At 72.6% G+C, this 21,214-nt stretch carries 21 protein-coding genes; 10 read left to right on the top strand and 11 right to left on the bottom strand.

Annotated elements, in window-relative coordinates:
• Nucleotides 1-705 carry a 3-oxoacyl-[acyl-carrier-protein] reductase gene (gene fabG, locus FHS39_RS10475; RefSeq protein WP_184348610.1) on the bottom strand — a complete coding sequence of 235 codons (705 nt, stop codon included), beginning with the start codon at nucleotides 703-705 and terminating at the stop codon, nucleotides 1-3.
• Between the two features lie 212 nt (nucleotides 706-917).
• Here fabG and FHS39_RS10470 point away from each other — a divergent pair, with 212 nt between their 5' ends.
• The 5 genes from FHS39_RS10470 to FHS39_RS10450 all read left to right on the top strand — a co-directional run bounded on the left by FHS39_RS10470 (nucleotide 918) and on the right by FHS39_RS10450 (nucleotide 6,503).
• The gene (locus FHS39_RS10470; protein ID WP_184348609.1) at nucleotides 918-2,441 is read left to right on the top strand and encodes a metallopeptidase TldD-related protein; all 1,524 of its coding nucleotides are present in this window, start codon (nucleotides 918-920) and stop codon (nucleotides 2,439-2,441) included.
• Between the two features lie 168 nt (nucleotides 2,442-2,609).
• The gene (locus tag FHS39_RS10465) at nucleotides 2,610-4,013 is read left to right on the top strand and encodes a metallopeptidase TldD-related protein (protein WP_184348608.1); all 1,404 of its coding nucleotides are present in this window, start codon (nucleotides 2,610-2,612) and stop codon (nucleotides 4,011-4,013) included.
• 66 nt (nucleotides 4,014-4,079) lie between these two features.
• Nucleotides 4,080-5,483, top strand: coding sequence for a tyrosine--tRNA ligase (tyrS, locus tag FHS39_RS10460; protein ID WP_045933248.1), 1,404 nt, complete (start codon nucleotides 4,080-4,082; stop codon nucleotides 5,481-5,483).
• Nucleotides 5,484-5,695: 212 nt separating this feature from the next.
• Nucleotides 5,696-6,070: a DUF3099 domain-containing protein gene (locus FHS39_RS10455; RefSeq protein ID WP_045933247.1), complete on the top strand. Its 375-nt coding sequence runs from the start codon at nucleotides 5,696-5,698 to the stop codon at nucleotides 6,068-6,070.
• Nucleotides 6,071-6,284: 214 nt separating this feature from the next.
• A complete protein-coding gene (locus FHS39_RS10450) occupies nucleotides 6,285-6,503 on the top strand; it encodes a hypothetical protein (protein ID WP_045933246.1) in 219 nt (72 codons plus the stop codon).
• Between the two features lie 13 nt (nucleotides 6,504-6,516).
• Here FHS39_RS10450 and moaA read toward each other — a convergent pair whose 3' ends face one another.
• The 3 genes from moaA to FHS39_RS10435 all read right to left on the bottom strand — a co-directional run bounded on the left by moaA (nucleotide 6,517) and on the right by FHS39_RS10435 (nucleotide 9,570).
• The gene (gene moaA / locus FHS39_RS10445) at nucleotides 6,517-7,506 is read right to left on the bottom strand and encodes a GTP 3',8-cyclase MoaA (protein WP_045933245.1); all 990 of its coding nucleotides are present in this window, start codon (nucleotides 7,504-7,506) and stop codon (nucleotides 6,517-6,519) included.
• 100 nt (nucleotides 7,507-7,606) lie between these two features.
• On the bottom strand, nucleotides 7,607-9,256 hold the full coding sequence (locus FHS39_RS10440; RefSeq protein ID WP_184348607.1) for a solute symporter family protein: 1,650 nt from the start codon (nucleotides 9,254-9,256) through the stop codon (nucleotides 7,607-7,609).
• Complete coding sequence (locus FHS39_RS10435) at nucleotides 9,253-9,570, bottom strand: DUF485 domain-containing protein (protein ID WP_107072658.1); 318 nt, start codon at nucleotides 9,568-9,570, stop codon at nucleotides 9,253-9,255. The genes FHS39_RS10440 and FHS39_RS10435 overlap by 4 nt, the downstream gene beginning before the upstream one ends.
• Before the next feature lie 506 nt (nucleotides 9,571-10,076).
• Here FHS39_RS10435 and FHS39_RS10430 point away from each other — a divergent pair.
• The gene (locus tag FHS39_RS10430) at nucleotides 10,077-11,627 is read left to right on the top strand and encodes a S8 family serine peptidase (RefSeq protein ID WP_184348606.1); all 1,551 of its coding nucleotides are present in this window, start codon (nucleotides 10,077-10,079) and stop codon (nucleotides 11,625-11,627) included.
• Here FHS39_RS10430 and FHS39_RS10425 read toward each other — a convergent pair.
• Together FHS39_RS10425 and FHS39_RS10420 are read right to left on the bottom strand one after the other, a co-directional pair.
• On the bottom strand, nucleotides 11,582-12,295 hold the full coding sequence (locus tag FHS39_RS10425) for a lysoplasmalogenase family protein (protein ID WP_184348605.1): 714 nt from the start codon (nucleotides 12,293-12,295) through the stop codon (nucleotides 11,582-11,584). The two genes, FHS39_RS10430 and FHS39_RS10425, sit on opposite strands and share 46 nt — an antisense overlap.
• The gene (locus tag FHS39_RS10420; protein WP_184348603.1) at nucleotides 12,292-13,173 is read right to left on the bottom strand and encodes a sterol desaturase family protein; all 882 of its coding nucleotides are present in this window, start codon (nucleotides 13,171-13,173) and stop codon (nucleotides 12,292-12,294) included. The genes FHS39_RS10425 and FHS39_RS10420 overlap by 4 nt, the downstream gene beginning before the upstream one ends.
• Before the next feature lie 198 nt (nucleotides 13,174-13,371).
• Between FHS39_RS10420 and FHS39_RS10415 the strand changes: the two genes are divergently transcribed.
• The 4 genes from FHS39_RS10415 to FHS39_RS10400 all read left to right on the top strand — a co-directional run bounded on the left by FHS39_RS10415 (nucleotide 13,372) and on the right by FHS39_RS10400 (nucleotide 18,918).
• Nucleotides 13,372-16,044 (top strand): MXAN_6230/SCO0854 family RING domain-containing protein, encoded by a 2,673-nt coding sequence (locus FHS39_RS10415; RefSeq protein WP_184348601.1) that lies wholly within the window; start codon nucleotides 13,372-13,374, stop codon nucleotides 16,042-16,044.
• 154 nt (nucleotides 16,045-16,198) lie between these two features.
• The gene (locus FHS39_RS10410; RefSeq protein ID WP_184348599.1) at nucleotides 16,199-17,206 is read left to right on the top strand and encodes a DEDDh family exonuclease; all 1,008 of its coding nucleotides are present in this window, start codon (nucleotides 16,199-16,201) and stop codon (nucleotides 17,204-17,206) included.
• A 55-nt stretch (nucleotides 17,207-17,261) separates the two neighbouring features.
• Nucleotides 17,262-18,071 carry an SURF1 family cytochrome oxidase biogenesis protein gene (locus FHS39_RS10405; RefSeq protein ID WP_184348597.1) on the top strand — a complete coding sequence of 270 codons (810 nt, stop codon included), beginning with the start codon at nucleotides 17,262-17,264 and terminating at the stop codon, nucleotides 18,069-18,071.
• A 91-nt stretch (nucleotides 18,072-18,162) separates the two neighbouring features.
• Nucleotides 18,163-18,918: an SDR family oxidoreductase gene (locus tag FHS39_RS10400; RefSeq protein WP_045933238.1), complete on the top strand. Its 756-nt coding sequence runs from the start codon at nucleotides 18,163-18,165 to the stop codon at nucleotides 18,916-18,918.
• Between the two features lie 9 nt (nucleotides 18,919-18,927).
• On the opposite strand, the gene amaP is transcribed toward FHS39_RS10400, so the two are convergent.
• Genes amaP through FHS39_RS10375 form a run of 5 tightly spaced genes read right to left on the bottom strand, consistent with a single transcriptional unit; the run spans nucleotide 18,928 to nucleotide 21,176 of the window.
• Nucleotides 18,928-19,524 carry an alkaline shock response membrane anchor protein AmaP gene (gene amaP, locus FHS39_RS10395; RefSeq protein WP_184348595.1) on the bottom strand — a complete coding sequence of 199 codons (597 nt, stop codon included), beginning with the start codon at nucleotides 19,522-19,524 and terminating at the stop codon, nucleotides 18,928-18,930.
• 15 nt (nucleotides 19,525-19,539) lie between these two features.
• On the bottom strand, nucleotides 19,540-20,163 hold the full coding sequence (locus tag FHS39_RS10390; RefSeq protein WP_184348585.1) for a DUF6286 domain-containing protein: 624 nt from the start codon (nucleotides 20,161-20,163) through the stop codon (nucleotides 19,540-19,542).
• Nucleotides 20,160-20,573: an Asp23/Gls24 family envelope stress response protein gene (locus tag FHS39_RS10385; protein WP_221462500.1), complete on the bottom strand. Its 414-nt coding sequence runs from the start codon at nucleotides 20,571-20,573 to the stop codon at nucleotides 20,160-20,162. The genes FHS39_RS10390 and FHS39_RS10385 overlap by 4 nt, the downstream gene beginning before the upstream one ends.
• Nucleotides 20,518-20,709 carry a hypothetical protein gene (locus FHS39_RS10380; RefSeq protein ID WP_184348583.1) on the bottom strand — a complete coding sequence of 64 codons (192 nt, stop codon included), beginning with the start codon at nucleotides 20,707-20,709 and terminating at the stop codon, nucleotides 20,518-20,520. The genes FHS39_RS10385 and FHS39_RS10380 overlap by 56 nt, the downstream gene beginning before the upstream one ends.
• An 11-nt stretch (nucleotides 20,710-20,720) precedes the next feature.
• Nucleotides 20,721-21,176 carry an Asp23/Gls24 family envelope stress response protein gene (locus FHS39_RS10375; RefSeq protein WP_045933233.1) on the bottom strand — a complete coding sequence of 152 codons (456 nt, stop codon included), beginning with the start codon at nucleotides 21,174-21,176 and terminating at the stop codon, nucleotides 20,721-20,723.
• Between the last annotated feature and the right edge of the window lie 38 nt (nucleotides 21,177-21,214).

Here is a 21,214-nt window from a genome sequence, read left to right as displayed (position 1 = left end):
TCAGTGACCCATGCCCAATCCGCCGTCGACAGGAATGACGGCTCCAGTGATGTATGCGGCCTCGTCGGAGGCGAGGAAGCGGACCGAGGCGGCGATCTCCTCGGGCTGTGCGTAACGGCCCAGCGGGACGTTGCCGACGATGCCCGCGCGCTGCTCGTCGGTGAGCACGCGCGTCATGTCGGTGTCCACGAACCCGGGCGCGACGACGTTGACGGTGATGTTGCGGGAACCCAGCTCCCTGGCGAGCGAGCGCGCGAAGCCGACGAGGCCGGCCTTGGAGGCGGCGTAGTTCGCCTGGCCCGGCGAGCCCATCAGGCCGACCACGGAGGAGATCAGCACGACGCGGCCCTTGCGGGCCCGCAGCATGGCCTTGGAGGCCCGCTTGACGACCCGGAAGGTGCCGGTGAGGTTGGTCTCCACCACGGAGGTGAAGTCCTCCTCGCTCATGCGCAGCAGCAGCTGGTCCCGGGTGACACCGGCGTTGGCCACCAGCACCTCGACCGGGCCCTGCTTCTCCTCGATCTCCTTGTAGGCCTGCTCGACCTGCTCGGGATCGGTGATGTCGCACTTGACGGCGAGAAAGCCCTCCGGGGGCTCCCCCGAGCGGTACGTGACGGCGACCTTGTCGCCTGCCTCGGCGAACGCGCGGGCGATGGCGAGGCCGATGCCCCGGTTACCTCCGGTGACGAGAACCGAGCGGCTCAAGGGATCACCCTTCCGTTTCGTTCAGCTTCGAAGCCTGAGTGGTGCTGGATACACCGAACGTAGCGGTAGTGGTCGCCAAAGCGACAATCGACCTGCGACAGGGGCGACCGTTGCGCTCTGTTGGATCTCTACAGAAGCAGTGCCGTTTGCCCCTCGCCCCGGTCCGGCTGCGTGATTCACTGCGGGGACACACCGAGAGGGAGAAGTCGACCGTGTCGCATGAGATCGATCAGTCATTCCTCGCGCTGCCCCTGCGCCCGCTCGCCGACGCCGCCCTCGCCCGGGCCCGGGCGCTGGGTGCCGAGCACGCGGACTTCCGCTTCGAGCGGGTGCGCAGCGCCTCGTGGCGGTTGCGGGATGCGCGGCCGGCGGGGTCGTCGGACACCACCGAGCTGGGGTATGCGGTGCGGGTGGTGCACGGGGGGACCTGGGGGTTCGCCTCGGGGGTGGAGCTGACGATGGACGCCGCGGCGCGGGTGGCGTCGCAGGCGGTGCAGATGGCCAAGCTGTCCGCGAAGGTAATCGCGGCCGCCGGCTCCCAGGAGAGGGTGGAGCTCGCGGACGAGCCGGTGCACGCGGAGCGCACCTGGGTCTCGTCCTACGAGGTCAACCCCTTCGACGTGCCCGATGCCGACAAGACCGGGCTGCTCACCGACTGGAGCGAACGGCTGCTGGCGGCCGACGCGGTGGCGCACGCCGACGCCTCGCTGCTGACCGTGCAGGAGAACAAGTTCTACGCGGACTCGGCGGGCACGACCACCACGCAGCAGCGCATCCGGCTGCACCCGCAGCTGACGGCGGTCGCGGTGGACCCGGTGACCGGCGGCTTCGACTCGATGCGCACCCTCGCCCCGCCCGCCGGGCGCGGCTGGGAGTACCTGACGGGCACCGGCTGGGACTGGGACGCGGAGCTGGCCGAGATGCCGGAGCTGCTGGCGGAGAAGATGAGCGCGCCCAGCGTGGAGGCGGGCTCGTACGACCTGGTGGTGGACCCCTCCAACCTGTGGCTGACCATCCACGAGTCGGTCGGCCACGCCACCGAGCTGGACCGGGCGCTGGGCTACGAGGCCGCGTACGCGGGCACCTCCTTCGCCACCCCCGACCTGCTGGGCACGCTGGCCTATGGCTCCAAGCTCATGAACGTGACTGGGGACCGTACCGCCGAGCACGGGCTGGCGACCGTCGGCTACGACGACGAGGGCGTGGCCGCCCAGTCCTGGGACCTGGTCAAGGACGGCGTCCTGGTGGGCTACCAGCTGGACCGGCGGATCGCGAAGCTCACTGGGCTCGGGCGGTCCAACGGGTGCGCGTTCGCCGACTCGCCCGCGCACGTGCCCCTCCAGCGGATGGCGAACGTCTCGCTGCTCCCGGCGCCGGAGGGTCCGTCGACCGAGGAGCTCATCTCCGGTGTGGAGAAGGGGATTTACGTGGTCGGGGACCGCTCGTGGTCCATCGACATGCAGCGATACAATTTTCAATTTACGGCTCAGCGGTTCTTCCGCATCGAGAACGGGCGGCTGGCCGGCCAGCTGCGCGACGTCGCCTACCAGGCGACGACCACCGACTTCTGGGGCTCCATGACGGCGGTGGGCGGCCCGCAGACCTACGTCCTGGGCGGCGCCTTCAACTGCGGTAAGGCCCAGCCGGGCCAGGTCGCGGCGGTCTCCCACGGCTGCCCTTCGGCGCTTTTCACCAACGTGAACATCTTGAACACGACGCAGGAGGCCGGCCGATGAGCGGTACGCACGCACCCGGCCGGGGGTCCGGGGGGCGCACCCCGGGCAAGCACAGTTTGAACACGACGCAGGAGGCCGGCCGATGAGCGGCACGCACGCACCCGGCCGGGGGTCCGGGGGGCGCACCCCGGGAAAGCACAGTTTGAACACGACGCAGGAGGCCGGCCGATGAGTCCTCGCCAGCACAAGCCGCATGAAATCGTCGAGCGTGCCCTGGAGTTGTCGCGCGCCGACGGGTGCGTCGTCATCGCCGAGGAGCGGTCGACCGCCAATCTGCGCTGGGCCGCCAACGCGCTCACCACCAACGGTGTCACCCGCGGCCGGACCGTCACCGTCGTCGCGACGGTCGACGGCGGCGAGGGCACCGCCTCGGGCGTGGTCTCGCGCTCGGCGGTGACGAGCGAGGATCTGGAGCCGCTGGTGCGGGCCGCCGAGGCCGCCGCGCGCGAGGCGGGGCCCGCCGAGGACGCCCAGCCGCTGGTGACGGGCGTCCCTCACTCCCGCGACTTCGACGGTGCGCCCGCCGAGACCTCCCCGGCCGTCTTCGACGCCTTCGCACCGGCGCTCGGCGAGGCCTTCGCGCACGCCCGCTCCCGGCAGCGGGAGCTGTACGGCTTCGCCCACCACGAGCTCGTCTCCAGCTACCTGGGCACCTCCACCGGGCTGCGGCTGCGCCACGACCAGCCCACCGGCACCCTGGAGCTCAACGCCAAGTCCCCCGACCGCTCCCGCTCCGCCTGGGCCGGGCGCGCCACCCGGGACTTCGCCGACGTCGACCCGCGGGCGATGGACGCCGAGCTGGCCGAGCGGCTGGCCTGGGCGGAGCGCAGGATCGAGCTGCCCGCCGGGCGGTACGAGACGCTGTTGCCGCCGACCGCCGTCGCCGACCTCCTCGTCTACCAGCAGTGGTCGTCCACCGCGCGGGACGCCGCCGAGGGCCGCACGGTCTTCTCCAAGCCCGGCGGCGGCACCCGGGTCGGCGAGAAGCTGGGGCAGCTGCCGCTGACCCTGCGCAGCGACCCGTACGAGCCGGGCCTGGAGTGCGCGCCCTTCGTGCTCACGGGCAGCTCCGGCGACGACGCGTCGGTCTTCGACAACGGCCTGCCGCTCGCGCCCACGGAGTGGATCCGCGACGGCGTGCTGGAGCACCTGCTCACCACGCGCCACACCGCACAGCTCACGGGCCTGCCGCTCACCCCGTACGCCGACAACCTGATCCTGGACGCGGGCGGCACCCGCTCGCTCGCGGAGATGGTCGCCGCCAGCGGCCACGAGGGGCCGGCCCTGCTGCTGACCTGCCTCTGGTACATCCGCGAGGTGGACCCGGCGTCGCTGCTGCTGACCGGGCTGACCCGGGACGGCGTCTACCTGGTGGAGAAGGGCGAGGTCGTCGGCGAGGTGAACAACTTCCGCTTCAACGAGTCGCCGGTGGACCTGCTCTCCCGGGCCACCGAGGCGGGCCGCACCGAGCCGACGCTGCCGCGCGAGTGGGGCGACTACTTCACCCGGGCGGCCATGCCCGCCCTGCGCATCCCGGACTTCAACATGAGTTCGGTGAGCAAGGGCGTATGACCGCTCTGCGGAGGAAATAGACTCTGGCCTGTCCTTTGTCCGACAACCACCTACAGGAACGCCACGATGACACGCCTCGGCGACTCCGTCGCGCGCGCCAGCGCCCTGCTGGCGCAGGACCTCTCCACCGAATCGACCGTGGAGCAGCTGCTCACGGAGACGAAGGCGAGGCGCTATCTGGACCTGTCGGACCTGCCGGCGAAGGAGCAGGCCGAGCTGATCGCGGGCCGGGCGGTCGAGGTGCTGCCCGGCATCGCGAAGCTGGCCGAGCGGATCGAGGCGCGCCGGGCCGAGGGCAAGGGCCTGCACATCAAGCTGGGGATCGACCCGACCGCCGCCGACGTGCACCTCGGACACGCCGTGCCGGTGATCATCCTCAGCCGCTTCCAGCGCATGGGCCACGACGTCACCCTGATCATCGGTGACTTCACCGCCAAGATCGGCGACCCGACGGGCCGTACGGCGGAGCGCCCGCCGCTGACGGACGAGGACATTGCCGCGAACCTGGCGGGCTACCGCGAGCAGGTGCGGCCGTTCTTCGACTTCGAGAAGGTGCGCTTCCGGCAGAACAGCGAGTGGCTGGCGCCGTACACCTTCCCCAGGCTGCTGGGCCTGCTGGCCCAGGTGCCGGTCTCGCAGCTGCTGCAGCGCGAGGACTTCCGCAACCGCCTCGCCGCGGGCTCCGGCCTGACGATGACGGAGCTGCTCTACCCCATCGCCCAGGCGCTGGACTCCGTGGCGCTCGACTGCGACGTGGAGCTCGGCGGCGCCGACCAGCTGCTCAACCTGCAGATGGGCCGCAAGCTGATGGAGGTGCACGGGCAGAAGCCGCAGCTGGTCGTCACCATGCCGCTGATCGAGGGCACGGACGGCACCGGCGCGAAGATGTCCAAGTCCAAGGGCAACTACGTGGGGCTCTCGGCGCCCGCCGACGATGTCTTCGGCAAGATCATGTCGGTGCCGGACCGGCTGATGGAGCCGTACCTCAAGGCGTGGACGGAGTGGACGGACGCGGAGGTCGCGCTCGCCCTGTCCCGCATCGAGGAGAAGTCGCTGCACCCGATGGACCTCAAGAAGGTCCTCGCGGGCGAGGTCGTGGCCGCGCTGTACGGCGTCGAGGCGGCGATGGCGGCGCGCGCGGGCTTCGTGGCGCAGTTCTCGCAGAAGAAGTTCACCGACGTCGAGACGCCGGTCGTGGAGCTCGCCGAGCACGGTGCGGAGCCTGCCACGGCGGTGCTCAGCAAGGTGCTGGGCTTCCAGCCGAGCGCCTCGGCGGCCCGCCGGGTGGCCAAGCAGAACGGGCTGCGCCTGGTCATCGAGGCCGACGGCGGCCAGGAGGCCGTGGTGCTGGCCGAGGCCGAGGCGATCCGCCCGCTGGGCGAGGTGGCCCGGGAGATCGTCGGCGGCCGTGCGGTGTCGGGCGTCTATCTCAAGGCCGGCCGGAAGATCGCGGAGCTGCGCGGCCTGTAGGACCGCCGCTCCCCGGGGCGGCTCCGCGCTTGCGGGGCCGCCCCCTCTATGGCGCATGGCGGACCCGGACGTACGCCGTCTGCGCACGTCGGGCGCCTGCCGGGGGCCCAGCCGACGGCGGACCCGGTCTCGTCGCGGCAGGGGCCGCGGCGTAACGTGGAATACGTAGCGGCCCGAAGGGCGACGGCGCGGCAGTCGGGTGGTGGAACGCGATGCGGAAGCTGGGCGGTACCGAGGTCTTCCGGATCACCGGGGCCCGCCAGGGACTCGCGGAAGACGTGCGCGGCCGGCAGCGGCGGTATGTGATCTCGATGTCGATCCGGACCGTCTCCGTGGTGCTGACCGTGGTGCTGTGGAACATCGAGCGTTACGTGGCGATGGGCACGCTGGTCCTGGGCGCGCTGCTGCCGTATGTGGCGGTCGTGATCGCCAACGCGGGCCGGGAGAACGCCCCTTCACTGCCCGGTACGTTCGTGCCGGCGCCCACCCGGCCGGTGCTGACACCGGGCCCCGCGGGGCCGGCGGCGGAATCCGTCCCGGAAGCGGGCCGGTCCGCCCGCCGCGATCAGGAGCGCGAGGACGACTGATCCTCCGCTTCCGGGGGGCCGTTCGCTGAGCGGTGTGACAAGCTCAAGAAAACCTCAGATCAATCATGTGGTTCGGTGCCCCGCGCCGGGCCCCCCGTGACATACTTCGTAGGCGCTCCGCATCCCCCGTCGGAGCGACAGACCGACGCCGGGCGGCTCCCCCCGTGGCTGCCCGGCGTCGCCGTGTCTGCAGCCGGTTCCGTAGAGTCGGGGTGTGAACTCCCCCGAGAACGCCGTGATCTGCTCCGCCAAGGGCTGCCGTGCCGCAGCGGTGTGGGTGCTGGCATGGAACAACCCGAAGCTGCACACCCCCGAGCGCCGCAAGACGTGGCTCGCCTGCGACGAACACCGTGAGCACCTGTCCAACTTCCTTGCCCTGCGCGGATTCCTGAAGGACGTGGTGACGCTCGAGGAGTGGGAGGCGTCGGCCTGACGACCGCCGGCCGTCAGCCCCCGATCGCCGACATCGGGCGCGCGGGCTGGAGGAACGCCGGGTCGTCGAGGCCCGAGCCGGCCTTCTTGCCCCGCATCGCCGTCCGCCACGCCGCCGCGATCTCCTGGTCCGCCGCTCCCGAGCGCAGCGCGCCGCGCAGGTCCGACTCCTCGGTGGCGAAGAGGCAGGTGCGCACCTGTCCGTCGGCGGTCAGCCGGGTGCGGTCGCAGGCGGCGCAGAACGGGCGGGTGACGGAGGCGATCACGCCGACCCGGGCGGGGCCGCCGTCGACGAGCCAGCGCTCGGCGGGGGCGGAGCCGCGCTCGTCCCCGGCTTCGGGGGTGAGGGTGAAGCGGGTGCGCAGGCTCGCCAGGATCGCCTCGGCGGTGATCATGCCCTCGCGCCGCCAGCCGTGCTGGGCGTCGAGCGGCATCTGCTCGATGAAGCGCAGCTCGTAGCCGTTCTCGACGGCCCAGGCCAGCAGGTCCGGGGCCTCGTCGTCGTTGCGGCCGGGCATCAGGACCGCGTTGACCTTGACCGGGGTGAGTCCGGCGGCGTGAGCGGCGGCGAGGCCGTCGAGGACGTCCTGGTGGCGCTTGCGGCGCGTCAGGTCCGCGAAGACGTCGGGGCGCAGGGTGTCGAGGGAGACGTTGACCCGGTCCAGCCCGGCGTCCGCCAGCGCCTGTGCGGTGCGGGCCAGGCCGATGCCGTTGGTGGTCAGCGACAGCCGGGGGCGCGGGGCGAGGGCGGCGCAGCGCTCGACGATGGAGACGAGGCCGGGGCGCAGCAGGGGCTCGCCGCCGGTGAAGCGGACCTCGGTGACGCCGAGGTCGGTGACGGCTATGCGGACCAGGCGGACGATCTCGTCGTCGGTGAGCAGGTCCGGCTTGGCGAGCCAGGACAGGCCCTCTTCGGGCATGCAGTAGGTGCAGCGCAGGTTGCAGCGGTCGGTGAGGGAGACGCGCAGGTCCGTGGCGGTGCGGCCGTAGGTGTCGATCAGCACGTGCGGCCCCTCCCGCGGAAACGTTCGTTCGATGTCCGCAGCGTACGCGATCCCTACGGGCTTCCCCACTTGGTCGAAGCCCGTAGGGCGGCGTGGGGGGCTAGTGGGCGCCGTAGCCCGTAAGGGAGCGGACCTCGAGCTCGGCGTACTTCTGGCGCTGGTCCGGGGCCGGCTGCGAGAGCAGCGAGCCCAGCCAGCCGAGGGCGAAGCCCAGCGGGATGGAGACCAGGCCGGGGTTGCCGAGCGGGAAGTAGTCGAAGCTCATGCCCGGGAAGAGGGCCTTGGGGTTGCCGGAGACCACCGGGGAGAGGATCACCAGGGTGACGGAGGAGACCAGTCCGCCGTAGATCGACCACAGCGCGCCCCGGGTGGTGAAGCGCTTCCAGAAGAGGCTGTAGAGGATCGTCGGGAGGTTGGCGGAGGCCGCCACGGCGAAGGCGAGCGCGACGAGCGCGGCGGCGTTCAGCTTGTGCGCGTAGATGCCGAGCACGATGGAGACCGCGCCGATGACGACGGCGGCGACCTTGGCGGTGAGGATCTCTTCCTTCTCGTTCGTCTTCCCCTTGCGGATGACGTTGGCCCACAGGTCGTGGGCGAAGGAGGCGGAGGAGGCGAGGGTGAGGCCCGCGACCACCGCGAGGATGGTGGCGAAGGCGACCGCGGAGATCACGGCGAGCAGCACCGCACCGCCGGTGGAGCCGGCGCCGCCGCCGACCTCCTGGGCCAGCAGCGGGGCCGCGGTGTTGCCCGACTCGTTCGAGGCGGTGATCGCCTTGGGCCCGACCAGGGCTGCGGCCCCGAAGCCCAGCGCGATGGTCATCAGGTAGAAGGCGCCGATGATGCCGATCGCCCAGTTCACGGACTTCCGGGCGGCGCGGGCGGTGGGCACGGTGTAGAAGCGGATCAGGATGTGCGGCAGCCCGGCCGTGCCGAGGACGAGCGCGAGGCCGAGGGAGACAAAGTTGAGCTTGGACGTGCCGTCCTTGCCGTACTGCAGCCCCGGTTCCAGGAAGGCCTTGCCCTTGCCGCTGCTTTCGGCGGCGCGGCCGAGGAGGGTGGAGAGGTTCCAGTCGAACTTGTTGAGCACCAGGATGGTGATCAGCAGGGTGCCCGCGATGAGCAGGACGGCCTTGACGATCTGCACCCAGGTGGTGCCCTTCATGCCGCCGATCGTCACGTAGAGCACCATCACCAGGCCGACCAGGCCGATGATCCAGCGCCGCGATCCCTCGCCGGTGGCGCCGAGCAGCAGGGCCACCAGGGCGCCGGCGCCGACCATCTGGGCGAGCAGGTAGAAGATCGAGACGACGATGGTGGAGGTGCCGGCGGCGGTGCGCACGGGCCGCTGCCGCAGGCGGTGGGCCAGCACGTCGGCCATGGTGAAGCGGCCGGAGTTGCGCAGCGGCTCGGCGACGAGCAGCAGGGCGACCAGCCAGGCGACGAGGAAGCCGATGGAGTAGAGGAAGCCGTCGTAGCCGTAGAGCGAGATGGCTCCGGCGATGCCGAGGAAGGACGCGGCGGACATGTAGTCGCCGGAGATGGCCAGGCCGTTCTGGAAGCCGGTGAAGGAACGGCCGCCCGCGTAGAAGTCGGTGGCGTCCTTGGTCTGGCGGCCCGCCCAGACGGTGATGCCGAGGGTGGCGGCGACGAAGACCGAGAACAGGCTGATGATCAGGGTGCGGTGCTCGCTCGCGCCGGTGGCGGCCAGTTGGTGGGCCGTGGCGTGCAGGGCGGTGGTGCGCGTGCTCATTCGGCGGCCTCCATGGAGGCCCTGACGGCCTCGGCCTTCGGGTCGATCTTCGCCGCCGCGTGCCGCGAGTACCACCACGCGATCAGGAAGGTGGTCAGGAACTGCGCCAGCCCGAAGACGAGGGCCACGTTGATGTTGCCCACCACCGTGGCGTCCATGAAGCCGGCCGCGTAGTTGGAGAGCAGGACGTAGAGCAGATACCAGGCGATGAAGGCGACGGTGAGGGGGAAGGCGAAGGAGCGGTGGGCGCGGCGCAGATCGCCGAACTCGGGGCTCTCCTGGGCCTGGGTGAAACGCTCGGGCTGTACGGGGATGGCGGGGCGAACCGGCTCGGCCGGCCCCTGGGAAGCGGTCGGTGCGGCTTCCACGGCCTCTTCTGAGTCCACGGCCTCTCCTGACAGGTGAGTGCGGGGCGCGAGCCGAGCCGGTGTGACTCGGATCACGCATCGTAGAGCGACACCGCAGTATGCGACAGGGGGCGGTTCGCCGAACGTCGCAGCGGTTGGGCGCAGGGGCAATACCGGGTGCGACGGCCCTCGTTGAGCCTGGTGTGAGCACTGCTCCGGCTTCTCCCGTACCGTCCCCCGGCCGACGGCCCTTCGGCGTCGTCAGGTTGACGACTCCCCTGGCCGCTCGCCCGGCCGCCGTCACGTGCCGTCAAGGATCGGGCGTGCGGGGCATGTTGGAGGCTTGACCTCCGCTTGATTTCCTTGGTGAATTCATTGCCCGGGGGCCATGACGGGCGCTAGCTTCACTCGTCATGTACCCGCCTGTGCGCGCCTGGGTGCGCGGGCGGTTTTCCGGATGATGTGGAGAACCCATGGCTCAGCTGCGTTCCAGACGTCGGCACGCCCTGCTGGCGGTCCCCGTCGGCCTGGCCCTCACCACCTCCCTCGGCCTGCTGCCGGGCATCGCCACGGCGGCCCCGCAGGGCGCCCACGCCGCGAAGACGCCGGTGAGGACGGACGGCCCGCTGCTGTCCTACGTGGTCAACACCGACAGCGCGCGCGGCACTCTCGCCCGGGTGAAGAAGGCCGTCGCCGACGCGGGCGGCACCGTCACGGTCGCCTACGGGCAGATAGGCGTCGTCGTCGCCCACTCGAAGAACCCCGACTTCGCCAAGGCCCTGCGCGCGGTCCCCGGCGTGCAGTCGGCGGGCGCCACCCGCACCGCCCCGATCACCCCGGCCGCCACCACCGACTACGGCAAGCCGGAGCGGCTCAAGGCGTCCGACGCGAAGGCCCTGGCGGCCGCGCGTACGGCCAAGCCGGGCCAGGAGCCGCTGGAGGGCCTGCAGTGGGACATCGGCGCCATCGGCGCCGACAAGGCCGCGAAGGTCAACCCGGGCAGCAGGAAGGTGACCGTCGGCGTCATCGACACGGGCGTGGACGACACCCACCCCGACCTCGCCCCGAACTTCTCCAAGGGCCAGTCCGCGAGCTGCGTCACCGGCAAGGCCGACACCACCCCCGGCGCCTGGCGGCCGTTCAACCCGGACGAGGACTACCACGGCACGCACGTCGCCGGTGAGATAGCCGCCGCCCGCAACGGCATCGGCGTGGCCGGCGTGGCCCCCGGCGTGAAGGTCTCCGCCATCAAGGTCAGCACGGCCAAGGGCAGCTTCTTCTACGCGGAGAGCGTCGTCTGCGCGTTCGTCTTCGCCGCCGAGCACCACATCGCGGTGACGAACAACAGCTACTTCGTCGACCCGTGGATGTTCAACTGCGCCGACGACCCCGACCAGAAGGCGATAGCGGACGCGGTCGGCCGGGCCGCGAAGTACGCCCAGGACAAGGGCACCGTCAATGTCGCCTCCGCGGGCAACTCCAACTTCGACCTGGCGGCCAAGGAGATAGCCGACGCCTCCAGCCCGAACGACAACAGCAAGCCGCTGCCGCGCAAGATAGACCCGCACACCTGCCTCGACGTCCCCGCCCAGCTGCCCGGCGTCGTCACCGTGGCCGCCACCGGCGTGAAGTCGCAGAAGTCCTTCTACTCCAACTACGGCCTGAACGCGGTCGACGTCGCGGCCCCCGGCGGCGACAGCATGCAGGTCCCCGACCTGCCCGCCAAGGACGGACGCATCCTCTCCACGATGCCGGGCGGGGACTACGCCTACCTGCAGGGCACCTCGATGGCCGGCCCGCACGTGGCGGGCGTGGCGGCACTGCTGAAGAGCGCCCACCCCAAGTCGAGCCCGCAGGAGATCCAGTGGCTCCTCAAGGCCCAGGCGAAGAACCCGGGCTGCCCCACGGCCGCGTACGACCCTGACGGCAAGGGCACCTGGAAGGCCGCCTGCACCGGCACCCGGCACGTCAACAGCTTCTACGGCTTCGGCATCGTCGACGCCTTGGCAGCGGTCCGGGACTGAGTCTGCTGTTTACGGGCCACGAGGGGGCCGGACGGCACTGCCGCGGCCCCTTCGCGGCACCGTAGCAACCCGGCGGCCAGCAGGCACTGGGCGGCGGTGTAGGTGAGCATCACCCAGAACTGCGGCCGCGGTGCCTGCGGCCACCCGGCGAGGCCGCCGGCGAGGAGCGAGTCGGACAGCAGGAAGAGCACCCCGCCCGCGGCCGCCAGGGCACCGGCCCGGGTGGCGCCGAGCGCCATGGCCGTCAGCAGCAGGCTGTACAGCGCCACCGGCACCCGCATCCCCGGCTCCAGGTCCGGCCAGAGCAGCACGACCGTGCCCAGCCAGGCCGCCGCGTACACCCCCGCCCAGCGGTGGGTGTACGCGGCGGCACGGCCGTGCCGGGCGAAGAGCGCCAGGTAGCAGATGTGACCCGCGGCGAACGCCCCCATGCCCAGCAGGAAGGCGGTGTCCCCGCCGACCTGGAGCAGCGTGTCGCCCGCGCATCCGAGGAGCAGCGCGACGGCGAGCAGCCGGGGCGCGCCGCGGACCAGCACGCACACGGCGAGCAGCGGCATCAGCACGGGCTTGGTCACGTGCACGACGGCCGGGGCGGCGGCGAGGATCGCTCCGAGGTGGACGCCCGCCACCGCGGCGAAAGCGGCCGGGAGCGCACGCGCCCCTTTCACGCGACCCGCTCGGGGACGGCGGCGGGCGCACCGGCCGCCTGCTGGTTCCGCCCTGGCTGCCAGCCCGGCCCGCGGAAGATCCGTCCGGCCCGCTCCCGCCAGCTTGCGGCCGCCTTCAGGTCACGGGCGATGGCGGCGTATTCGTGGGTGGCGACCTGCAGCGGGTTGTAGGTGTCGATGTTCTTCGTCAGCCCGTAGACGGGCCGCTCGCCCTCGGGGACGAAGGACCCGAAGAGCCGGTCCCAGACGATCAGGATGCCGCCGAAGTTGCGGTCCAGGTAGCCGCCCTGCGAGGCGTGGTGCACCCGGTGGTGGGAGGGGGTGTTGAGCACGTACTCGAAGGGCCGGGGCAGCTTGCCGACCCGCTCGGTGTGCACCCAGAACTGGTAGACGAGGTTCGTCCCCGAGCAGAAGGCCACCGCCGCCGGGTGCACCCCGAGCAGGATCATCGGCACGTAGAACGGCCATACGGTCCACGTGGTCCAGGGCTGGCGCAGCGCGGTGGTGAAGTTGAACTTGCGGCTGGAGTGGTGCACCACGTGGCAGGCCCACAGGATCCGCACGACGTGGTGCCCGCGGTGCGACCAGTAGTAGCAGAAGTCCTGGGCGAGCAGCATCAGCGGCAGCGTCCACCACAGCACGGGCACGCGCAGCGGCGTGAGCTCGTAGAGGGCGGTGTAGACGGCGACGATGGGTATCTTCCACAGCGCGTCGAAGACCAGGCTGCCCAGCCCCATGCCGACGCTGGTCGCCGCGTCCTTGGCCGCGTACCCCTCGGCCTCGTCGTCGGGGTGCAGCCGGTAGCTCACCACCTCCACCACGGTGAGCAGGACGAAGGCGGGCACGGACCACAACACGACATCGGGAAGGTGCGGCATGGCGGCACCATAAGCGGGCCACGGGGGCGGCCGCTAGGGGTTGTTACCCTCGGGTACCGAACTGTGTTACCTCGGGTTCCGCGACGGCGGTGCCGGCGGTGCCCGGAGGGCGGTTAATTCGCTCGCGGCCTTGATCGGGCGCTCGTTAGGATCCCCGTGCGGGGGCGGCTCCGCGGCGTGCTTCCTTCTCCCCTTCCGATGAGTCCAGTGCGCCCACTCTCCGCCCCCGTTCGCTTTTCTCCAGGGGGATTCTTCGTGCCGACTCTGCATGCCGTGCTGCTCCGCCGCGCCCGGACCGTCTACGTGGACCACGAGCCCGCGACGGGCTCCGCCCCGTCCGAGCCGCGGGTCGCAGCCGGACTGGCCGCGCTGGAGGCGGAGTTGATGGACCGCGGGCACGCGCTGACCGGTCCGCTGCGGGCGGCGCTGGGTGCGGCGGGCGCCGGGGCGCTCGCGGACAGCGGCCGGAGCCTGCTGCGGGCCGTCGACGCCCAACTCGGCGCGGACCGCACGCACATGCCGCTCTTCCAGGGGTTCCCGCACTCTGTGCCGGACGACACCTTCGCGCTCTATGTGGACCGCGTCTTCGCCCTGCTGCTGCAGGAGCCGGAGCAGCCGTGCGTGCTCTGCGCCGAGGTGGGCAGCGTGCGGCCGGTCTCCCCGTGCGCGCATCTGGTGTGCGGTAGGTGCTGGGACGGCGCGGACTACACCGGCTGCCCGCTGTGCCACCGCCGCATCGACCGTACGGACCCCTTCCTGCGGCCCGCCGGGGACGGGCCCGCCGCGCCCGCGGCGGCGCGCGGGCCGCTGCGGCTGCTCGTCCTCGGCACCTCGCGGACCGCCGACGCCGCCGCGGAGCTGGCGGGCCTGCTGGCCCGGCGCACGCCGCTGTCGCCGCAGGACCGCGAGGACGTCCGGGTGCTCGTCGCGCACGCCGCGCCCGGGGGCCTCGGCTGGCTGCCCGACGACGTGCCGGTGCGCGAGACCAAGGCGCTGGTGCTGGGCACGCTGCTGCGCGAGGGCGGCCCGGTGACGGCTTCGGCGGTGCGCCACCGGCTGCCGGCCACGCTGACGACCGCCACGGACGTGCTGCGGCTGCTGTACGCGCACTCGGGCGGCGAGGGCGACCTGCTGGAGCTGCCGCGGCTGCGCAGTGTGCCGCGCGCGCTGCGCCGCGAACTGCTCGCCGTGCTCGACGCGTTCGACGTCTCCTCACTTGTCGAGGACCTGCTGCGCCACCCGCGCGCGGCCAAGCGCGCCGCCGAGGTCCTGCACCCCTTCGAGGGGCACGCCCGGCATCCGCGCGCGGCGCTCGCCTTCGCCGCGCTGCGCGGCACGGACGTGTCGGAGTGCGGGGCGGGGTCGCTCGGCGAGGCGCTGCTGCGCACGGCGGCGGAGCATCCGCACGCGGTGGTGGTGCGCAAGGGTACGAGCGCCGTGCGGATCGTGGCGCGGACGTGGGGCGCGCGCGTGGAAGAGGCCCTGCGCACGGGTGACCTGGGTGCCGCGACGGCCCTGCTGCGGCAGCGGCCCGGCGAGCTGGTGCGGCGGCTGGACCATCTGCTGCGGCGGTACGGGAGCGAGGCGCTGCCGCCGGAGCTGGCCGAGGCACTGGAGCGCGGGCTGCCCGAGGTGGGGCCGGGGCCGCTGCTGTCCGCGCTGGGGGAGCTGCGCGGCCGCCATCTGCGGTCGCCGCGGCGGGTGTTCTTCCCGCGCGGTCAGGTGGCGCACGCGTATGCCGTGCCGGACGAGCGTGCACCGCTTCCGGCGCCGCTCGTGGCGCGGGTGTGCGCGCTGCTGGAGGCGGAGGTGCTGCGGCGGCTCGGTGGCGCGTCCGGTTACGAGCTCGCGGTGCTCGATCCGGCGCTGGCCAGGCTTGCCGTGCCGTTCGCCGAGCGCACGGCGGCCGCCTCCCTGGTCTCCGTGCCGCGCGGCAGCGAGCTGCCGCTGCCGGAGGGATGGCTGCTGCGGCTCTTCCTGCACTGGGTGGAGCCGGAGGGCACCCGGGTGGACCTGGACCTGTCGGTGGCCTTCTTCGACGACGACTGGAACCGGGTCGGCCACTGCGACTACACCACCCTCCGGCACAGCGGGGACGCCGCCGTGCACTCCGGCGACCTCACGTCCGCCCCGGCCCCGCTCGGCGCCACCGAGTACGTGGACCTGGACCTGGCCGCGCTGATGGCGGGCGGGGCGCGGTTCGCCGTGCCGGTGGTCTTCAGCTTCGACAACATCCCGTTCGAGGAGCTGCCGGATGCCTTCGCGGGCTTCATGGCCCTGCCCGACTCCGGGGCGCGTGACTCCGCGTACCACCCGGGGGCCGTGCGGCAGCGCTTCGACCTGTCGGGGCAGTCGCGGATCTGCGTGCCGATGGTGATCGACCTGGCCGACTGCCGTGCGCTGTGGACGGACGTCCACCTTCCGAGTGATACGGGGCTGCACAGCGTGGGCCGGCACGGCGGCGGTCTGGGCCGCCTGGGCCGGGAGCTGTGGGACTGCTTCACCGGCGGCTCCCGCCTGACCCTGTGGGACGTCGCCTGCTGGCACGCGGCGGCCCGGGCCGGGGAGAGCGCGGTGCTCCGGCCGGACGGGCTGTGGTTCTACCGGCGCCGGGAAGGCGAGGACACGGCCGCCTTCGCGGCGCGGCTGCGCGGGCTCCTGGAGCCCGACCGCCGGGAGGAGGCCGAGGACACGGCGGCCGCGGCGGCCCGGGCGGCGGAGGGCAGGCACGTCTTCCTGGCGCTCGTCGACGGCGACGTCTGCCCGCGGGAGGCGACCGGCGCGGTCTACCGCCTCTTCCCCGGCGCCGTCGACGCCTGCACGGGCACGGCCCGCGTCACGGCGGGCGGCCTCTTGGCGGACCTGGCCTGACCGGGCGGCGGCGTAATTCCGATCTGTCCCACTATGCCCCAGTCTCATCCCGGGTCAGGGCCCCCCTTCCGGGCGGCCGGATCCCGGTCCGCGCCGGGGTCGCCGTACCGGCCGGATCCCGCGTTGTCAGCGGGGGCCCGTAAGCTCTGTGACCATGCTCGAAGACCGCACCGCAGCCGCATCGCCCGCCCCGTGGCCGGCCGCGTATCCCCAGGGATACGCGGTCGTCGACGTGGAGACCACGGGACTGGCCCGCGACGACCGCATAGTGTCGGCTGCCGTCTATCAGCTGGACGCCCGGGGCCGCGTGGAGGATCAGTGGTACACACTGGTCAACCCCGAGCGCGACCCCGGTCCGGTGTGGATCCACGGGCTCACCTCCGAAGTCCTCGACGGCGCCCCGCTGTTCGGGGAGATCGCCGGGGAGTTCGCCCAGCGGCTCGACGGCCGGGTGCTCGTCGCGCACAACGCCGCCTTCGACTGGTCGATGATCGCGCGCGAGTACGCGCGGGCCCGGGCCGACGTACCCGTGCGCCAACGGCTGTGCACCATCGCGCTCTCCAAGGACCTGGGGCTTCCGCTGCCCAACCACAAGCTGGAGTCGCTGGCCGCGCACTACGGCGTCGTGCAGCAGCGCGCCCACCACGCGCTCGACGACGCGCGGGTGCTGGCCGAAGCCTTCCGGCCGAGCCTGCACCTGGCGGCCGAGGCGGGGCTGCGGCTGCCGCTGCTGGCCTGCCAGCCGCTGACGGAGTGGTCCGACGGGCCGTCGCCCGCCCGTTCGGCCGGGATCGGTTATCAGCCGTCCTCCTCCTACCGGCCCGCCACCTGGCGGCCCAGCCGGAAGCGGCCCGCCTGCCCGTATCCCAACCCCGGGCGCTACGCGCCGGGCGGCCAGCTCGTCCAGGGCATGCGGGTGGCGTTCTCCGGCGACACCTCCATCGACCGCGAGCTGCTGGAGGACCGCGCCATCGACGCCGGGCTGCACATCGCCACGAGCGTCTCGCGCCTGACCAGCCTGCTGGTCACCAATGACCCCGACTCCCCCACCTCCAAGACCGCCAAGGCCCGCTCCTTCGGCACACCGGTGGTCGACGAGGCGGCCTTCGTCCAGCTGCTGTCCCATGTCACCCCGGCGCCAACCGGAGCAAACAGGGCATAGCGGAACGGCTCCACCCGATGGTCCGGGGGCGAAACCCACCAGGTACCGTCAAAGCGTGTACCGCTTCCTGTTGTCCCGGCAGTGGGTGATCACCACGATCGTGGCGCTCGCCCTCATCCCGGTGATGATCAAACTGGGCTTCTGGCAGCTGCATCGCCACGAGAGCCGGGTCGCGCGCAACGACCGGATCGGCCACAGCCTTGCCGCCACCCCGGTCCCCGTGTCCGAGCTCACCCGGCCGGGCCGTCCCGTGCCGGGCGAGGACGTCTGGCGCCGGGTCACCGCCAGCGGTACGTACGACACCAAGGGCGAGGTCGTGGTCCGGATGCGGACCGACGACGAAGGCAAGCCGGGCTACTGGGTGCTCACCCCGCTGGTGCTCGACGACGGCAAGGCCGTGCTCGTCAACCGCGGCTGGATCCCGGCCAACGGCGCCCAGACGCAGTTCCCGGACGTGCCCGCCGCCCCTTCCGGCAAGGTCACCATCACCGGCCGCCTCAAGGCGGACGAGCAGCCGGGCGAAGGCGTCAAAGACACCAAGGGCCTGCCGCCGCGCCAGATCATGCTCATCAACAGCGAGCGCCAGGCCGCCCAGCTGCACCGCCCGCTGCTCGGCGGCTACGTCGAGCTCGCCGAGGCGGTCGGCAAGGACCAGCCGCAGACCGTCGCGCCCCCGGACCACTCCAGCATCGGCCCGCACATGGCCTATGCGATCCAGTGGTGGCTGTTCTCGGCCTTCGTGCCCGTCGGCTGGTTCATCCTGGTCCGCCGCGAGCGCCGCGACCGCGCGGCGGCCGCCTCTGCGGAGGCATCGGAGACCGAGACCGCCTCTGCAGAGGCAGCAGAGGCCGGGACCCACGCCTGACCGGCCGCACCAAGGAGAACCGCGTCCTGTTCGATCGGTCCGGTGGGCACGGCCCTTCTGCTCGACGGTGTGCGCACGGCAGACTGAACCCATGGATCTTGGGCTGAAGGACCGGGTGTACGTACTGACCGGCGCGAGCCGCGGGCTGGGCAACGCCACCGCGCGCGAACTGGCCGCCGACGGCGCCCGGGTGGTCATCTCCGGGCGGGACGAGAAGTCGGCGCAGGCCGCGGCCGCGGAGCTCGGCGAGGGCGCCGTGGGGATCGCCGTCGACAACGCCGACCCGACCACGGGCGACCGGCTCATCGCCGCCGCGCGCGAACGCTTCGGCCGCTTCGACGGCATCCTCATCAGCGTCGGCGGACCGCCGCCCGGCTCGGCCGCCGAGAACAACGACAGCCAGTGGCGGGCGGCCTTCGAGTCCGTCTTCCTGGGCGCGGTCCGCCTGGCCCGTACCGCGGCGGCCGAGCTCTCCGACGGCGGGGTGATCGGCTTCGTCCTCTCCAGCTCCGTCCACGAGCCGGTCCCGGGGCTGACGATCTCCAACGGGCTGCGGCCGGGGCTGGCCGGGTTCGCCAAGTCGCTGTCGCTGGAGGTCGCGCCGCGCGGCATCCGCGTGGTCGGGCTGCTGCCCGCGCGCATCGACACCGACCGGGTGCGCGAGCTCGACGCGCTCTCCGGCGACGACGCCGCGGCGCGGGCCCGCCACTCGGCCCGGATCCCGCTGGGCCGGTACGGCACGCCGCAGGAGTTCGGCAAGGCGGCCGCGTTCCTGCTCTCCCCCGCCGCCTCCTACCTGACGGGCGTCATGCTGCCCGTGGACGGCGGCGCCCGGCACGGCTTCTGACCCCGGCGGCTACTCCACGCGCTCCGCGCGGTGGCGCACCGCGCGGAGCCGGACCTCCACCGGAAGGCTGTCCAGCCCCGTCGAGACCATGGCCCGCGACAGCACCTCGGCGCGCAGCCGGTGCAGCGCCGAGGCCGGGGCCGCATGCGGGGCGAGGGTCAGGCCGAAGCGCGCCTGCGGGGCCGTGCGCCGCCCGCCGAGCGTGACCCGGGCGTGGTCCACGCCCTCCAGCGCGCCCGACTCGGCCGCCAGCGCCTCCTCCAGCGCCCGCCCACGCACCACGGCCGCCTCGCCGTCGCCGGTGTCGACGACCACCTCGCCCAGCCGTCGCCGCCGCAGCTGCGCGAGCAGCCACCACAGCGCCAGCAGCACGGCCACGGCGAGCACCGCGATCACCACGGGCCACCACCAGGCGCGCCCGCGGTACCTGCGACGGTCCGCGGCCGACAGCAGGACGCCATGCGGCCCGTCGAACGGCCACGCCGACGACAGCGAGAAGCCCCAGCGCCGCTGCAGGTCCAGCGAGCCGACCAGCACCGCGGCGCCCAGCACCACCAGCACCACCCCGGCCAGCCCCACCAGTACCCGGTTGACGGTCCTCAACACCCCGCGCTCACCTCGTCACTTCTTCGCCGGCCGGCTGACGTGCACCGACAGCCGGGGCTGCCGGGCCAGCCCCAACTCCCGTACGCTCTCGGCCAATGCGGCGCCGACATCCCTGCGCACGTCGTCCAGATCACGGAAGTGCGACTGCGCCCGGACCCGGATGCGCCGGCGGCCGACATCGGCCCGCACCGACTGCACGCCCGGCACCTCCATCGCCCGGTCGCGCAGCACCAGCGCCGCCGCCCTGCGGTCGAGCCCGGCCCGGACGCCCGGTTCGTCGCGCCGCATGGGCAGCACCCCGCGCAGCCCGGGGGTGAGCGCCAGCGCGATCAGCCAGACGCCGGCCAGCACCGCGACCACCGCACCGGTGATCACCCACGGGTCGCCGAGGGAACGGGTGGCCAGCTCATGGGCGAGGCCGCGCCGCCAGTGCATGGCGGGCCGGCCCGCGCGAACGGCGGCGACGTCGTAGACGAACACCCCCACGAGGCCGAGCACGACCGCGGCGACGAGCACGGCGGGCAGGCGGCGGCCCGACCAGAAACGGCGGGCGTGCACGGGCCCGGCCGGGTCGGGTGCGGATCCCTCCGGCAGGTTCTCCGGCGGTGTCTTCTCCAGAGAGACCGGGCCGCCGCTCATCGCACCCGCTCCCCGCCCGTGCGGTCCATGTGCGGCGAGTGCAGCCGCTCCACCGAGATCACCACCTCCGGTACGTCCATACCGGCCAGCCCGTGGACCCGCTCGACGATCCGGCTGCGCACGGCCCGGCAGCGGGCCCCGATGTCGACGGGGTAGGCCAGCTCCAGCGAGACGCGTACCCGCGCCGCACCCTCGTGCACGGCGACAGTGGCGTGCGGGGGCTCGATGTCCTCCGCACGGGCGCCGTCCAGCGCCTCGCGCGCCGCCTGCGAGGCGATCTTCGCCACGACGCGGTCGGCGATGCGGGTCGCGCCGCGCTCTCCCGGCTCCACCGCTCGGCGGCCCCCCACCGCGCTACTTCCCGCGTCCGTCGCGCTCGCGCGGGCGGAAGAAGGCGCCCGGCTCCACATCGCCGTCGAGGAACCGGCCCGCCACGAAACCGAGGGCGCCCAACGCCGCCACCAGCAGGAATGCCCCGAACCCACCGAAGTACCCGGCGAATCCGAGCGCCATGCCGGCCCACAGACCGACCACGGCCATGCTCATGAGTGCGCTCCTCACTGGAGCCTGGGCTCCGGCTCTTCCTCTTCCTCGTCCGGCAGCTTCACGTCGCTCACCGCGATGTTGACCTCGACGACTTCGAGGCCGGTCATGCGTTCCACCGCCGCAATGACGTTTTCCCGCACGGCGCGGGCCACATCCGCGATCGCCACTCCGTAATCGACGACGATTTCGAGGTCGAGTGCGGTCTGTACCTCGCCGACCTCCGCCTTCACCCCGCGGCTGACGGCCTTGCCGCCGCCCGGGACGCGGTCGCGCACCGCGCCGAAGGTCCGGGAGAGGCCGCTGCCCATGGCGTGGACACCGACCACGTCCCTCGCCGCCAGGCCGGCGATCTTCTCCACCACACCGTCGGCGATGGTGGTGCGGCCTCGGTCGCCGGGCGCGACCTTGGGGTCCTTGGAGTGGTGGGTCGAGTGGGTCTGGTTGGTCGGGCTTGCGGTGTCGGTCATCTCGGTCGCCTCTCTTCCAGTCCTTTTGCCACCTTAGG

Source organism: Streptomyces olivoverticillatus (assembly GCF_014203555.1).
In the GTDB taxonomy this organism is placed as follows: domain Bacteria; phylum Actinomycetota; class Actinomycetes; order Streptomycetales; family Streptomycetaceae; genus Streptomyces; species Streptomyces olivoverticillatus.
This window is presented reverse-complemented; position numbering and strand designations above follow the sequence as displayed.